The following is a 15,407-nucleotide window of genomic DNA, read 5'->3' as shown; positions in this document are numbered from 1 at the left end:
CTCACAGATGCTAAAAATCACTACAAAAGACATTACCTATCACAGCCTGGAAATCTGCAAAGAGGTAACTCACACCATTTTAATTGCCGAGCAGCGTGGTCAAAAAATTCTTCTCAGCCATCCAAATATTTTTCTTTACCAAAGAACACGTAGCTCGCTGAGAACCTCAAATCGATATGCGTCAATCATATCCATGTTTTACCGCTTCCTCTCGACTCAGCCGAAGTTCAAGGGGCAGGAACTTGGCGTATACCATATGCTTGCAGACAATCGCGACATCATGCGCTGGCAAGTTCAGCGTCAGGTGGAGCGGATTCAGAGGCAATCTCTGGGCCCAAGCCTGGAAACAACTTTTGAAGACGCCAAGATTCTATTGACATTTTTTGACTGGCTGAATAACAGGGGCTTTCTGACCAATGTCGATGTGTTATTCAAAACCTGGCGTGCGAATTTTCGCAGCACAAGAATGTTGAATTACATTCAAACCCGAAGTCGCATGAAGATCGATAGTGACAACATCAGGGTTCTGGAAAAGAAAAGTCGCCAGCGAAAATCCAATTTCCTCATCACTGATCAGGAAATCGAGTTACTGCTCGGCGCTTACCCTGACCCCGTTTATGCAGTTCTATTCAATTTGGGACTAGGGACGGCGATGCGCCCCATGGATCTTGTGAAGTTTCCACTGTATGGAAACGGTAAGAACATTCATATAATGCCATATTCTGAAATGGATCATACGGGCCCAACCACGAAATACGAAGTCATCGATAGCAAAGGGAATAAAGATCGGCAGATCACCATTAACATGGACGATCTGAAAGCCCTGGAAGATAACTACATTACCCCCTACTATTCGATTCGTAAAAAGCTCTACAAAAAAAGGTACGGACATGATTGCCCACCGAGCATTCTTTTCCTCAATAAAAATGGCAAGCCTGTCAGTGAGTCATTGATTTCCTCACGCACCAATGACGCAAAAGCAAAACTTCTGAAGGAAGGCAGACCATTTCGAAGCCATCTCACATTCTATCAAAACAGACACTGGTGGCCGACACAACACATTATCGAAACCTTTGGCGACCGGTTGCTTACCGAACCTATGGAAGTGCTGTATGCAGCCACGTCACAGGCCATCATCCAGCAGCTTGGGCATGAGGACATCGAGACGACCTACAAGTATTACATCGATATGGCTCGGGTGATCATGATGGTGCACAAGGGCAAAACCTTTGACCTCATTGAGTCGCCCGCTCAAACTATTCGAGGCTTTGTCAAACACCTTGAACTGCCGAAGGACATTGCGGCGGGTGGGCCTCCTGATGGAGAAGCCGAAGAAGCTGCGTGATGCATGCAAACGGCTCCAACCACAAGACAAGCCCACCAATCCCACCGATCGGTCTCTTGGGCGAGACCGGGCGGCGGCTTCGAGCTAGAAGCAGCAAGTCAGACCAACCTTTTCAACCAGGTTGCCAAGGGTTGATGCTATCGAAGCCACTTATACAGACGATAGCCACCGTAGCCAGCCACAGCCACTGCAGCAGCAGGCCATGCAGCAGCTGTGGCTACAGCCATGACCCCAGCCGCCATCCCGCCACCACCCGCCGCTACGGCACCTCCACCCAGTGCTGCTAACGCAGAACTGGTAGCCGCTGCACCACTGAGCCCGGCAGCATTGGCTGCTGCAACCGCACCTCCGTAGACCAACGAGGCATTAGCTACGCCTGCCGCTGCCCCTGTAGCGATCGCAGAGCTCGCTGCTGCTTTGTCACTGAGTGCCATGTGCATACCCTTCCTGGATGTGAAAATCTATTGATATCATTTTGATACCGCTCGGTAAAGGCTCCCGCGATGGGAAAAGATATGCGTATGAAGCGTCACACAGCCCGTGCCTTGTAGGCGAATTAGAGCCTCGTCAAGCAAAGGATACATTTGTACTCCACGCCTAGAAGCCTGCCCGATTGGTTCATCGTTTCAATAAAATTGTGGCTGACGTCAGGACAGGCCAGCGTGCCAAATGAGCCGCCTTCCAAGGCGTCTTAGCGCTAGCGACTGGCTGGCGGGGCAAGTAAGCCCCCTGGGCGGACAAATGGCTTATGCCAATCTCATCCCGCCAGCCCGGCTGTCCTCGCCTTTCATCCTGGCAGGACAATACCGTACCGCCCCCTCCAGCACTTCAAGCTGCAGATTGCCCATCCGATCTAGTGACCGGCGCAAGGTGCTCTGGCATGCTACGCGGTCGACACTTAGGCCGGCTTGGTCGGCTGCTTTTTTCTTTCGTAAGGATCTTCGCATGCTAAAGGCAGGTACCCGCTACAACCTCGTCAGCACCCTGGACGAGTCCAGCCCAGGCCATTTCATCGGTAACGTTTACTATGAGCGAGAGAACGTCCTTGGTGAGCTGCAGGGCGATCTTTTCATCTATCACATGGACATCGACTTCGCCGGCACCCCGCGCTTCCCAAACCGCGTTGCGGGACGTCTTGATGGGCTAGAGATCGTGCGAACCGGCGACGGCGTACGGTTCAAACTGGTCGAAGTAGAAAGCGAAACCGCCTAACGTGAAGGCCTGAGCCCTGCGGGCTCAGGCTGCCCCCCCCTTTGCGAGTATCAGCCATGGATAAAGCTGTAGCGCAGTATCTGGAAGAGAAAAAAGATCGCTTGCCGTTTTTGTATGACTGGAAGTTCGACGAGGCTTTAGCTGCGGAAAAATTCGCTATCGAATTCACGGGCGCCAACTGGTTTGAGAAAACGCTAGAGCTCAAAAACCATCTGCGCGCCCAGGCTAGCACGAATACACATCAGCATGGGGTGATCGCAACCTACTTCATCCGAGACTGGGGCGGCATCAAACGATTCTCCAGAGTCGACGAGACGCTCAGTCTATTCAGCCAGCACGCAGGCAGCCCGGTAGCGCCAGTCACGTTCACTCCCCCGTTCGCGCGAATCAGCAGCTGGTCAAAGTGGGCATCGGTTGTGTGCCCCGACTGGGCCTGCATTTATGATGCTCGCGTGGCGTACTCGCTGAACGCGATCAACTACATGAACGGCGCTGAGCATCCAATTTTCCCGATGCCAGAGGGTCGCAACACTCGTCTGAGGATACTGGATATCAATACCCTGCTCCTGACTAAGCGCCTAGAAAGTGGCGAGAGCAGTGATCCAAAGCGACTGAAGCAAGCGCACTTCATTCCAGATAACCAGGCCTACCTACAATACCTGACGCTCGTGCGTAACGTGAGCACGCTTCTCTGGGATGACACTGAGCATATTCACGAGGTGGAGATGCTCCTGTTCGCTCTAGCGGATAGCGACATCTATCAGGACATCTTCACGCAGTTGGCGAGAGCATAACTTTGGAGGGTGCGGGACGAACCTGAAGGCCTTTTGCGAGCCGTGGTCGTCCAAAAAGAATGTCTCGGCAAAAAAGCTTGAGCGCACTGGGAGACAAGCCTTCCTCTCGCAACCAACGTGGGTAAACGAGAATGCGCGTGAGGTACTACATCTCCCGAATGCGCTTCTCACCCGATGCGATCAGCTTCTCGATGTAACCCGGATCGTCAGATGTCTTGGGTACATGGCTGTCAGTTCTGAGGGACAAAGCTTGAGATCGCCGTGATCGCCCCAATTGAGCGCTTAACCGTGATGGCCGAATGCTAGGCATGCAGCGTGACACCATGACCTCATCGGCATCGGATTTGCAGATCAATCATCAAAGCGCTGGGAGCGAGCAGATTATGCCGGATCAAGGCAGACAAGATGTAGCAGAAATCACCTATTTTATTGACGAGTCCGGAAATACGGGCGACCTGACCCTTGGTGGGGAGAGTTTGAGCTTCGGAGGCCAACCTTATTTTGGCCTGGGGTGCCTAGGTGTCAGGAACATGGTCGAGTTCAACAATGATATCACCGAGTTAAAGGCAAAACATCGGATCCAGACCAACGATCTCAAGTCAACCAAAATTTACAAGGGGAAACCCAAGTTCATCCTAGATCTTGTGAAGCTCATCAAGGACAAGAAAATTCCTTTCTTCGTTGAGCTGACAGAGAAGAAGTACTTCATCGCTACCAACTTAGTCTTCTACCTAGTATGCCCTCCCTACTTCCGAGGCGGCGAAAGCCAAAAGCTCAATTTCATCCGGAATGTGTTCTCCCAATTCTTGACAAAACATGCGCCTAACGAAGTTTTTAAAAGCTACTTTGACGCCTGCAATAGCCAGAGCAAGGAAGGCCTCCTAATGGCTTTCGAGACCTTGCTCCGGTTCGCCCATTCTGGTTCGACTGAGCTGCACCGATCACTCGTGACATCCGTGACCACGGCGATGGAAGATTTCCAGATCATGCTCACCCAAGAGCCCAGCGAAACCGAGGCCGTTCGGCGTTTCCTACCACTTCCGGACACAGGAAAGAAAGGTAAGGAGGTCTGGATCCTTCCGAACTACTCCTCGCTCACCAACATCTACGCCCGCATCAACTATGCACATGATGGGAATATCGAGCGGGTAAAGATCGTCCACGACGTACAGACGCAGTTCGACGACATCCTGTTTTCGGCCAAGGAAGCAGCAGAAAGCGCCACCGTCACGCGAGAGGTTTCACCAACAACAAACTATCGGTTCCTAGAGCAGGCAGAAATGTCCATCGGACGCTCGGAAGAATCTCTCGGCATCCAAGCAGCGGATATCCTCACTGGATTCTTGGTTCGCTACGCTCAAGACATCGTCATTCACAAAGTCGACCCAGCCCCAGAGCTGGTCGCCGCGTTCTATCTGCTGGCCTTAGCAGAGCAATACTCCAACGGCTACGGAGTAAACTACGTCTGGTCTCACAATGATCTAACAGCGCCGGTCTAGCAAGCTGCTGTGACCGGGGCGCAGCAATGCTGCTTCCCGGTCAGCCTCCAAGGGCGCGGCGCAATCGTAGGATAGCCCCCCTCTTCCCCTCTGCCTGCTCTTTAGGCTTGTGCCTACAGCGCGGGAAGCTGGAAGCAAATCAGGTAATCACCGTACTTGCTTAGCATGGGAAACCGAGCGCTACTGTCAGTATTGGAGAACTGGGAAAACAAGCCAAACGCAACCCCAAGTTGGATTATCCTGCCTGCGCCTGATGTGGATGCCCACCGATTCAAGCAAATCGGCAAGGTCTTTAGTACATATGAATAAGTGACATTGTATGCTTCGCGCAAGGATCGTGCGATCGCTGCATCCAAAACTGTGCATAGTTACCCCAGAGCAGGTGGCGCCAATCCACCTTTGGTCATGGAGCTTCTATCCACAATTGATGTATCAAGCGCAGGCAAGGATATGTTTGGACTCGGCCATTTTTATGTTGCGGAGGTGTCCAAGGTTTTTCGCGACCTATTTTACATAGTGAGACATCGTCACAAGCCTGACCAGCGCGCAGGTATGAAAAAGAGAAATGAAGGCTACTGGGTGATAGACTGAGCTGTTGATGATATCAGTAAATCACGGCTACAGGCAAACATACAATAAACTCCAGCATCGCACGATGCAGAGCAGCCAAACCAATCAAACATTAGCCTCAGAGCATTTGATATAAGGCTTAATCCCCCTCAAACCTTTTGAAACCTTGGAGGCCAACTCAACCATTATTTTGGGGTTGGTATAATAGACTCCATAATAGCGGCCTTTTTTCGTAAAATTGAACCGAAGCTTAGAATATCCTTCGACATCAACCACTCCCTCCGACCCTTCGATTTCCTCAGGCTCTAGCAACGAGATTCCGTCTTCGGACAATACCCTCAAAAGACGTTTGGAGTTGAAATACAACCCTCTAAGAACTGGATAAGCCGACAAGCGAGCCTTATTGAGCATCAATTCATTTAGTTGTAAATAGCCCTCTTTGGACACAACCAAGTCCCTGCTTTTTACTTTCCGCATTGCCTCATCGAACTTTTGACCTACTTGAAAAACCTTCCGCAACTCTTCAACAAATTTACGCAGCCAGTCGACAACGCTAGCGTCGACGATTTCCTGCCGACCCAGCTTTTTTATTTCAACTAAATCTGCTTTAGATATGAGTGACTGAATCGCATCGACAGTCTCATGGTTCGGAGAAAAATTGGCGAGATCGACAGGCTTCTCAAGGCTTTCAATTACCTCAGCAAGGCCGCGTAACTCAGCAGGGCTGAAGGAAAAGTCGCAGCCTGGGGGAACCTGAAACCCCCATTTCCATAGCAAATGGGTGCTTTGAGCAAGGTAGCCCCTTATCTCATTCCAACCGACTATATGAAGTTCCGGCATTGCCACCGCAGGCTCGCAGGCATTTTTAAACGAATCACGCCGCCTTTTAATATTCAAAGCATTCTGCTTTTCTATCCATTCTATTAATGTTTTTCCTACAAAATCCTCACTGACCATGAAGAAGTAATGCGAAACTCCCCCTTTGTACCCTTTAAGCTTCTCAAGTTCAGCCTCAAGCATTTTGCAGCTTATCACGCGCTGTTTTTTACATTGAGCCACGGAGAGCGTTGCCGGATCTCGTATATCGATACCATGCTGACTATCTCCGCTCTTCCCATAAAGACCAATTCGGCCACACCCTGGATTTATCACCGAAATATTTCTGGCCTGGAGCACAAACTCAAAAACGTCTTCGCAAAGCGTTTCGAAGTCTCGGGCCTCAACAGGATGATGAAATTTCTTCAATCTATCTTCTGCAGCATGGGCAACCATACTTCTTGTTTCCGAATCCGGTGAGGCACCAATGTAAACTAGATCTTCAATAAAACCAAGCCTGTGCCCGCAGTTGCCGACGGGCTGAGCAACTGATCTGGCTCAGCGTCTCGGAGCGAACACAAGTCTAAGCCTCTTAGCTCCCGACTCCGGAGCTAGACGAAACGAAGAACCATTTGAATAAATTTTAACTTGGATAAACTCTACGCAAAACATTTATGCCAGTGTAACGCCCCAAGCCCCTTCAACTTTATTACCGAAACCTGACAAAACCCAACCTCATCAAACACAACCCCATCGAACAGAGCCGCAATATAACGAACCACAAACCATCATCCACAAGCATATAATCTATTCCGCAAGATTGGAATTTAAACTTCAGAGCAGATGGGGCCTTGACCATCAGCGCTAGACTTAGAAGGGAACTAAATGATTAGATTCGACATCGCTCTGGCACGCGAGCTTGTTTAGGAGTTAAGCAATCAGATACATTCGGAGATCTTGGACAGCAAGTGATCTTTGGATGCGCGCGCCACGTCTCTGACCAACCTTTGGGGGGAATCGAATGATCCAGGCCGTCATTTTCGATGCGTTCGGGACGACCCTCCACATTACCTGCCGCACAAATCCTTATCGCCAGTTGCTCCGCGAAGGCGCAAAGCATGGTCGACGCCCCGCCCTCACGACCTGCATCACTTGATGACCCATAGTCTTGGACTACGAGAGGCTGCCGATAACCTGGGCATCCAGGTGGCACCGATACGCATGATAGAGATCGAGGGAGCACTACAGCGCGAGCTCGACTCAATCGAGGTCTATCAAGACGCTGTAGAAGCGTTCGCTATTCTCCAAGACTACGGAATCGCCATCGCCTTATGCAGCAACCTTGCAGCTCCGTACGGGCCAGCAGTAAAGGCCCTGATGCCAAACCATGCGGCCTACGCGCTGAGCTATGAACTTGGGATGATGAAGCCTGAGCCCGAGATTTACCGGTCAGCATGCAATGAGCTCGGGATTGTGCCTGAGCACTTGTTCGAGGGCACAACAGAAGTGGTCATGATCGGTGACTCCCCGCGCTGCGACCGCGATGGGCCAAGGACAATTGGCATCCATGGTTTTTACTTTGATCGCAAAGGCTCAGGGCCGATTCACGATTTGAAGCAGTTTGCAGAGTTCGTCGTCAATTCTCCAAGAGATAGCCACAGATAGCTCAACGCCAACCAGAGCTCAACGCCCATGCGATTACGCCTCCCGCGCTGAGACTCGCGCCGAATCTCGCTCCGACTCCCTCTCCGCCTGCTCAGCATCGTGCCTGGCTATCAGCCTTCTGAAGTGCGCCTCCATCGCCTCGGCCTCCTTAACCTTGGCCTCATACTCTTCCCTGGATTTCGGGCGGCGCCCGAACTCGTCCTGGAACACATAACGCCCATCATTAGTCTTCAGGAACATACTTCCGCCCTGCATACATACATGCACAGGGTCAGGCATCAAAAACAGCCCTAACTTATTCCACACTGTGGTCTTGAGGTGCTTTTCCGGGTAGAGGTCATCCTCGCTGTTCCCCGCGATGTAGCGCTGCGCGCGTAGCTTCACAATCAGATTCACTTCCCTGACTTGTTTCGCGGACAGCTGCCTTCCTCGCCTCACGTCGTCGTAGCGTACGATTGGGTTATCGAAGAGGCGAGCATTAGTTCGCTTTTTCACCGCCCGACGCTCACCCTGCTTCCGCGCCCATTCAAGGTGTGTGATGACGAGCAGCTTATCGCGACTTAGCGGGAAGACAGTTTGCGTGCCCATCCACGGATGGAGGGCGTCTTGACCTGCAGGCACTCGCCTGTCCTGAGGGAACACAAAGCGATTGAAGAAGGTGACCGGATGATCTGAAAAGATGAAGTCCACACCTGCATTCTCGGAAGAGAAAATCTCCAAGATGCCTTCGCCCCACATCGTACAGTGCATTCTGCGCAGCCGCTGCATCTGCATCATCAGTTCATACTGATCTCTTGCCCGAGCAATCCGCGCCAAAAACGCGAGTCCTTTGGGAGTACGCAGACGCTGCGCATCCATGTACTCAAACACGTCTGGGTAGGTCTTGTGCATTCCGTCCCAGTCTTCATTGACCAACGCATCTATCGCAGCCTTTCCGGCCAGGTCAATCGCACCAAACAGCATCGTTTCGATATCGCCATTCGCCATGCCAAATGCACGCACAGTGTACAGCTCGGACTCGAAGAACCACGCGTTCGGCCCCTTGTCCAAAATCGACCGGCCATACTTGACGTTTCCTGCCTTGTCCCTAAAGACATCAGGCTTCATATCGAGCACTTTGAAAGCGGTACCACCAGGAGCCAGAAAGCGCCGTTGATACCACTGAGGCACGTAATGATGCCGGTACGACTGCTGTGCTGCCATTAACTACCTCTGCGAGACGAAGCGCGCTGGCCGATGCCAGATCACACAAAAATCGGATCAAAAGTAGAGAGGGGACGGCGTAAACCGTCCCTGACGAACACTGATCAAAGACTACCCTTTAGGAGGATGCGGATCGTTACCGTATGAATCCCTGGCGCGGATCTTGTTGTCCTTTCCGTGAATCAAGACTTCACTCTTCTGGTTCTGTGCGATCGCCCTAGCGGCCTCTGCAGCCTCTTTCTGAGTCCGGTGGTGCGAGGTGTCCTTACTGTTCCCCTCACCGAGCACCGCCCAACCATCCTCACGCTTAACCACATGCTGATTTTTGCCTTTGCCTGCCATATGACACCTCGTAGTGGAGACCGTCACTTGAGATTAGCAGGCAAGGCACAAAACACAACATATGCGACACACTTCTAAAAGAGACACACCATATTGTGCCTAGCAGGGATGACACAACCCTCAGGCTTACTAGATTCAGATGAATTTTTCGTAGTGACTGAACACGGTCATCCCAGGGGCCCGATGAACATGAACAGAGGCGATCCCGCCTTTAATGCTAAGCACTTCGATCCGTCCACTGTTGAGCAGCCTTCGAATTTTCGGCAATTCGACGGTCTGCCCAAAGACCGAGATCTGCTTTTGCTCGAAGGCCTCGAAATCATCGGCAGCGATTGTTTGCCCAACCAGTCGATCCACATGGGGCGCCGTGATGACACAGGTACCGGGCAGCGGGAATGTAAGGGTGTCCAAGTCAATGTAGTAACCGCAGATATTCTCCACACCAGCTTCAAGGTCGGCGTACGAGGTGTCGCTGATGGTGCAGTTAACCTCATAAACGATGGGAACACTCAGAAACTCAGAGAGCTTTTTCGCCAGTCTGATATAGGAAATCACATAGGTAAGCGGCTGAAATTCCCCAGGATCCAAATCAAGTTTCATCCCGGCCATGGGCTCTCCGTCCATCTCGACGGTAAGATCAATCAACCACGCATTGGCCACCGCATCGACAAATGAGGCGATCTTGTTGAACCAAGGCAGCCGGGCGACTTCGCAAGACACCCAACGCTCGGTACTTAGCAATAGCTGAATTCTCGACCGCTGACCATCGTGGTTGGCATCAGCCGTCAGGCTCAACATCCCATTCATGGCCTCCCCTTGAAGGCGACATGATTTCGTACCGGACGTGAGCTTCCCTTGCATATCGTCCAAGAAGATCTTATTCCCGGTCGAGGGCTCCGTTGCACACAGCTTGAACACGACATCTTGACCGTGCGGGGAAAAACGTAGCCTACCGCCGTCCTGTCCCACCATTTCCTGAATCACTTGAAAAAGGGGCGAACCTTCAAAACCGACGTTTTTTACGTCGAGTTCAAAGCCGTGACCGGTTTCCATCAGGGCGGCATAGCCAGCAGCCGCAACCTGGGCGTCTTGGCCGCCGACCCGCATGGCCAGCTTCACATCTTCCTTGGCATTTACCTGAAATGAAGTCCCGTGTTCGGGACTGTGCCTGCTCACAATGTCGAAGCGGCGATCAGCATTTGCCAGCACCTGCGCTGATGCCTCATGCGCTTGGCGTATAGCATTAGGAAGGAACTGCCTAGGCATGCCCGTGAGCGTCATGGCCAAGAGATCGGTCGCATCGCTCGCTTTGGGCAACGCTTTCCCAAGCTCGGACTTTGCTGCAGCTTCAGCTTGCCGCTTCCATTCCTTAAGCAACTGGGGAGGATGAGAATCGATGTCCCGATCGATCTCGGCTGCATGGATGGCACACAACCAGATCCCGTTGGAAAAAGCTTTCCGCTCGTTCGGGGTCATGCTCTCGTCATACCGGGGCCCACCGGGCGATGCAGCGCAAATGTGAGCAGCGTTTCCAACGTTCGTCAGGCCATCCTCATCATGGGGTGCCGAGGTCGGAACCCTGCAGCCCGGCTTGGAGCACCGATGCAACACCCTGTCCCTTAACTTGTTACGAACGTTTAGGGAGAAATCATCGCGAGCCATCGATCTAGCACCTACCCAAATCCACAGTGACCGACGAAGTCTACAACAGCTCGCAGCCCTGATAGAGGGGCGCAAGGGCTCAGCTACCTATAGCAGAGCTACCCTCGACTGAAACGGCACAACCTGCTCACCGGCTTTGAGTAAGGACTCCCTGTAATCGGTTGATGGCCAACACCCGCCGCAAATTCCTCATGCCCAAGCCGGTGCACATAGCCGTCACACGCGCCACTGCTGACTTCTGGCAGAGACTCCCCGTACGAGAAATCAGCACTTTTAGAAGTGGGCCTTTTTCCTGCGCGCGATCAACAAACCTCAGTCACTGCTTGAGCTAAATCATGCTTCAGCTCTACCGACCGAGGTCGTAAAGGTTGCCGCACTCAGGGCTGACTGGCGTAGCTGCAAATCAGCTGAGAGATGATGGGTTCCTGAACATACGAGATCATCGCGCTCAGCAGGGCCATCCCGACCACTGTAGATAGCCAGGCGCGAGCCCTCCCGAAGTCATGAAAGCGTCTATGCATCATCACGACAGCCAAGCTGACGAAGAGCGTGTAGCCGATCAACACCGTGGCGTCCGAGGCCCTTGCGACTGGGCTTTGGAGGATCGCTGTCGTGACCGCCTGATCGTAGCTAATCGAAGTACAGCTCTGCGCCATAGCCTTGAACCTTGCGCCGAGTGCCGGCATCTCAAACATCTTGAGTACCACCAGCCAGCCGGAGAGGTAAAAAAAAGTATTCACCCCCGCCAGCACCTCACGTCTACTCCCTAGTATCCGAGCGGACACTGCGAAACACACGCCGTAACACGCCACAAGCAACCAGTTGGCCAAGGTCATCACCACAGCGAACTCAACGGTTGGTGTAATACCCGCTGATCGAGAGGCTGGTAGCCCCAGCACACCCAACCCGATCGCAACGAAGAGGCCGAATAGCCAGGCGCGCGAGCAGATCCCTTTCCGCGCTTTCATGTCTTCAAAAAATGTTGCATTGGACTGGATGAGCGTTCGAGCGTCGCACGCTGATGCACACACCGTGGGCCACATTTTCTCCAGGAAAAATCCTGCTAGTTTCTCCATATTGCTCTCTCTGCGGTTTGGCGACATATCTGGGCGCTCACACACGGGAATTCCCAGACAAGGTTTTGAAGAGCCATGGGCAGCGTAGCCCCGACCTACCAACGCCGATCTGACACCCTTGAGGTGAAGCGCAATTCCGAGTTTCAATTTCAGCGAAAATCTCTGCAAGCTGCTACTCATTCTGTCGAATCAAGGGATCTGTGATGACTGACCGCTTTTTGCTCTACATCGACATTCTCGGGTTCTCTGAGATGACCCGAAAAGACCCGCGAAAGGTTGCTCGTGTCTACGCGATCCTGAACCAGTTGAATTCCCACCATAACGACAGCTTCAAGACCATCGTCTTCTCAGACACCGTGTTGGTCTATAACGTCAAGCCGGCTGAAGGCGACCCTGACCGGGAGGACTACGTATGGTACCTGACCGAGTTTGCAGAGCACTTGCACCACATGCTGACGGGGCAGGACATCTATTTCAGAGCCGCCCTGGTAGCCGGTGACTTTTTCCATTACCGACTTGATAACGTGGAGTGTTTCTTCGGGGGCGCATTGATTGACGCGTACAACGCGGAAAAAGACATACCGTCGCTGGGCTTGTTCATGGACGCCACATGCGTCCGCTACAACCGTTTTTTTCGCCTGGCGTCGTTCAACGACAAATTTTCCTTCGTGTACCTGAACCGGCATCTCGAATACCTGAACCAGCGTTGCAATGGGCAATACCCTGCGATTCTTGGCCTTCTAGAAGACAGCCCCGCGCCGTTTCTTCCATGGCAAGTCCGTTTTCTCCAAGACATTCACTTTCAGATGCGAAACCACCCTTCGCCTCATGTCAGAACAAAGTTTCTCACCGCTTGGGACTTCCACTACAAGCGGTACCCCGAGATGCTACAGACCCTGCTGCAGCACGACTTTTCCCTGAACGCACTGGCGTATCCAGGCGCCTGGAATGCAGAAGCGAGTGCGCTGGAAAAGCACATCAAATACTACAAGCGCATCGGTAGCGGCACTGACCTTTCGATGACGATCTCGGGCAAGAAATCCAAAAGCTCGAAGCTCCCGGTCACCCAGTCGCGCAAGAGCGCTTTGAAAGCCGGCGAGGATTCCAGCTCTCCTATGCGACCACCACCTTCGAGGAAGCTCTGATTCATTTCCTCCACCACAGGCGGTTGACCTGACACCTTTGTTACAGGCCGTTAACCGCCTTGATGTGGTTCACCACTTCATCAGTTATCTGAGGAGTGCTCCACCCTACGACAGTGAGGATAGTGCTCTCGGGGTAGTGGCTTTTTATATGCGAAACGTGGTCATGCAAGCATACAAACAACACGTCATTATTCCTAAGGCGAGCTTTGAGCGCAGGCAGGTAGTCAGGGGGGCTCTCCGAGCCAACGATCATGACCCGAGGAGAAGCGAAGTGCGCGAGAGCTGGTCGATCGATGATGGTGATTGATCGGTTTGAACAACGAATAGCATCACACGAAAATGCACTTATCAGCGATGTGACCAAAGCCACCTCATTGGAATCAAAGATGATATCAATGTACTTCTGAAACCATGCAACATGCCCTACGGCTGAAGGCTCCAGCTCTTGCGCGGTAAAACATGCGCGAACCAACATTTGTGCCAGCTCAGTCAATCTGCCATCGAAATACATCGACTTTGAAACAAGCTCATTGTATTCGTGTTTTTGGACAGGGCTGTTGAGGTTAAGCACCTTAACCGGGTCGGCTTGACCGTAACCTTGTGTGGGTTTCAGACCAAAGTGGGTCGCAACATACGACTTACGTAGCATCTGCAGTTGATGCTCAGAAATCTGGCTCAGGGTGATGATCAGGAAACGCCTACTGCTGCCTTGAACCAGCCCCGCCCCGATAGACGCAGCCAGCCGCCCATAATATTTGGCCTTTTCGTTCTCCATGTCGGCCATGCACCCTGACAGCAAGGCGGTGTAATCATCGGCAGTGAGATGCTCAGTCACCTCAGGGGTGATCTCTCCAGCAAACACGCTCTCGATGAACTCCTGGTAGCGCTGCTCTGACCGACGCTCCATCTGCGCAGCCGCTTGCCGTGTCAGGAGTTGCACTGCTTCATAGCTGGCGGTGAGCAGCCCACCACCGGGAAGCAAGCCGATTCCGGCCTTGGTTGCAATCGAGATCAGCTCGGTAAGGGGATGTTGCGCGTCCTTCGACATTCCACTTCTCCTACTGGGATTCTGGGCAGTGATTACGCCACGCAGGATAGGCTGGCTGCGCGTGGTTAACAATTACCCTCCCTTAGCCGAAGCCCTCTCTGTGCAGCCGGGAAACCTGCGCCCCTCCACTAAAAGTGGATAACAATGCGTGAAAGCTCACAAAGAGTGGATGGCTAAACAGGCTTTCTGGAAAACGGTGCAGAAAAACAGAAAACCTGTACGCGGATGGTTTAATCCATCCACTAAAAGTGGATCGGTACACATTACGTGTAATTTTAACGTTTTGTAAAAAACTCCAACCCACAAAGCGTACACCACGAATTTCGGGGCCTGCAGCGATTATCAAACAAATTGCTTGCCCATCAAAATTTTCTCGCTAAAGTATTCTCGACACGAATCAAATCCATAGGTTAGCCAAGAGGCCGGCCTAACTGCGCCCTTTTAAAAATCCATGAGGAGCCCGCGAGTGGGAGAGTGGTCTAAAAGTATTGGTGAGCACGGGGAAGACATCGTGTACTCGTTCCTCAAATTCATTGGATGGAAAGCAGCAATCAAAGGGATTGACGTGGGCTGCGTTCGCCCTCCTGCTCATCAGGTATCGAGCTCCGAGCGGTCTTCCCATGGGATTGACTACGTATACACGGGACGTTCTCCCTTGGAAGATGGTGTGCTAAAGCACCTGTGCATTTCCTCGAAATTCTCGACCCAAGCCTACCCCAGCTCTCCAACGAATACGTTCAAAAGCCACTTCACAGACTTGGCCATGGCCATCGAATGCTTCAAGCGCTGGCCCCAGAAAAGGCAACTCAACGCCGGGCACACGGGCGTCAGCGCGGAGGTGGTCTCTGGGGTGCTGTTCTGGATCAATGACAAGGACTCCAAAGACCACGACGTGGTCACCGAAGTCGCGAACTGCAAAGGCATAGACGCGTTCAGCTACGGCACGATTTACGTGGTCGACAACCGACGAGCCAGCTTTCTCTACGAAGCCATTTCCTAGGTCCGAACCACCTTCGGGGCAACAAATGTA

General features: G+C 52.3%; 13 protein-coding genes. 7 read left to right on the top strand and 6 right to left on the bottom strand.

Annotation, left to right across the window (positions count from 1 at the left end):
* Window positions 1-7: 7 nt before the first annotated feature.
* From ACF8MI_RS01325 to ACF8MI_RS01310, 4 genes are all read left to right on the top strand, one after another.
* Window positions 8-1,345 carry a site-specific integrase gene (locus tag ACF8MI_RS01325; RefSeq protein ID WP_392517342.1) on the top strand — a complete coding sequence of 446 codons (1,338 nt, stop codon included), beginning with the start codon at window positions 8-10 and terminating at the stop codon, window positions 1,343-1,345.
* A 945-nt stretch (window positions 1,346-2,290) separates the two neighbouring features.
* Window positions 2,291-2,557, top strand: coding sequence for a hypothetical protein (locus ACF8MI_RS01320; RefSeq protein ID WP_392517341.1), 267 nt, complete (start codon window positions 2,291-2,293; stop codon window positions 2,555-2,557).
* Between the two features lie 56 nt (window positions 2,558-2,613).
* Window positions 2,614-3,351, top strand: a complete 738-nt coding sequence (locus ACF8MI_RS01315; protein WP_392517340.1) for a hypothetical protein — start codon at window positions 2,614-2,616, stop codon at window positions 3,349-3,351.
* Window positions 3,352-3,659: 308 nt separating this feature from the next.
* Entirely contained in the window at window positions 3,660-4,850 is a 1,191-nt protein-coding gene (locus tag ACF8MI_RS01310; RefSeq protein WP_392517339.1) for a DUF3800 domain-containing protein, read from the top strand.
* A 675-nt stretch (window positions 4,851-5,525) separates the two neighbouring features.
* On the opposite strand, the gene ACF8MI_RS01305 is transcribed toward ACF8MI_RS01310, so the two are convergent.
* Window positions 5,526-6,692, bottom strand: a complete 1,167-nt coding sequence (locus ACF8MI_RS01305) for a hypothetical protein (RefSeq protein ID WP_392517338.1) — start codon at window positions 6,690-6,692, stop codon at window positions 5,526-5,528.
* Between the two features lie 699 nt (window positions 6,693-7,391).
* Between ACF8MI_RS01305 and ACF8MI_RS01300 the strand changes: the two genes are divergently transcribed.
* Window positions 7,392-7,901 carry an HAD family hydrolase gene (locus ACF8MI_RS01300; RefSeq protein WP_392517337.1) on the top strand — a complete coding sequence of 170 codons (510 nt, stop codon included), beginning with the start codon at window positions 7,392-7,394 and terminating at the stop codon, window positions 7,899-7,901.
* Between the two features lie 33 nt (window positions 7,902-7,934).
* Here the strand turns inward: ACF8MI_RS01300 and ACF8MI_RS01295 are convergent, their stop codons facing one another.
* The 4 genes from ACF8MI_RS01295 to ACF8MI_RS01280 all read right to left on the bottom strand — a co-directional run bounded on the left by ACF8MI_RS01295 (window position 7,935) and on the right by ACF8MI_RS01280 (window position 12,184).
* On the bottom strand, window positions 7,935-9,104 hold the full coding sequence (locus ACF8MI_RS01295) for a DUF4238 domain-containing protein (RefSeq protein WP_392517336.1): 1,170 nt from the start codon (window positions 9,102-9,104) through the stop codon (window positions 7,935-7,937).
* Window positions 9,105-9,215: 111 nt separating this feature from the next.
* Window positions 9,216-9,446 (bottom strand): DUF2188 domain-containing protein, encoded by a 231-nt coding sequence (locus ACF8MI_RS01290; protein WP_392517335.1) that lies wholly within the window; start codon window positions 9,444-9,446, stop codon window positions 9,216-9,218.
* Window positions 9,447-9,581: 135 nt separating this feature from the next.
* Entirely contained in the window at window positions 9,582-10,922 is a 1,341-nt protein-coding gene (locus tag ACF8MI_RS01285) for a hypothetical protein (RefSeq protein ID WP_392517334.1), read from the bottom strand.
* Between the two features lie 563 nt (window positions 10,923-11,485).
* Window positions 11,486-12,184, bottom strand: a complete 699-nt coding sequence (locus ACF8MI_RS01280; protein ID WP_392517333.1) for a hypothetical protein — start codon at window positions 12,182-12,184, stop codon at window positions 11,486-11,488.
* A gap of 203 nt (window positions 12,185-12,387) precedes the next feature.
* Between ACF8MI_RS01280 and ACF8MI_RS01275 the strand changes: the two genes are divergently transcribed.
* Window positions 12,388-13,329 (top strand): hypothetical protein, encoded by a 942-nt coding sequence (locus tag ACF8MI_RS01275; protein ID WP_392517332.1) that lies wholly within the window; start codon window positions 12,388-12,390, stop codon window positions 13,327-13,329.
* A 40-nt stretch (window positions 13,330-13,369) separates the two neighbouring features.
* Here ACF8MI_RS01275 and ACF8MI_RS01270 read toward each other — a convergent pair whose 3' ends face one another.
* Window positions 13,370-14,377, bottom strand: coding sequence for a hypothetical protein (locus ACF8MI_RS01270; RefSeq protein ID WP_392517331.1), 1,008 nt, complete (start codon window positions 14,375-14,377; stop codon window positions 13,370-13,372).
* A gap of 763 nt (window positions 14,378-15,140) precedes the next feature.
* Here ACF8MI_RS01270 and ACF8MI_RS01265 point away from each other — a divergent pair.
* Window positions 15,141-15,377 (top strand): hypothetical protein, encoded by a 237-nt coding sequence (locus tag ACF8MI_RS01265; protein ID WP_392517330.1) that lies wholly within the window; start codon window positions 15,141-15,143, stop codon window positions 15,375-15,377.
* The last annotated feature ends 30 nt before the right edge of the window (window positions 15,378-15,407 follow it).

Origin of the sequence: Pseudomonas sp. yb_9 (genome assembly GCF_043103635.1) — a bacterium.
Taxonomy (GTDB): Bacteria; Pseudomonadota; Gammaproteobacteria; order Pseudomonadales; family Pseudomonadaceae; genus Aquipseudomonas; species Aquipseudomonas monteilii.
This window is presented reverse-complemented; position numbering and strand designations above follow the sequence as displayed.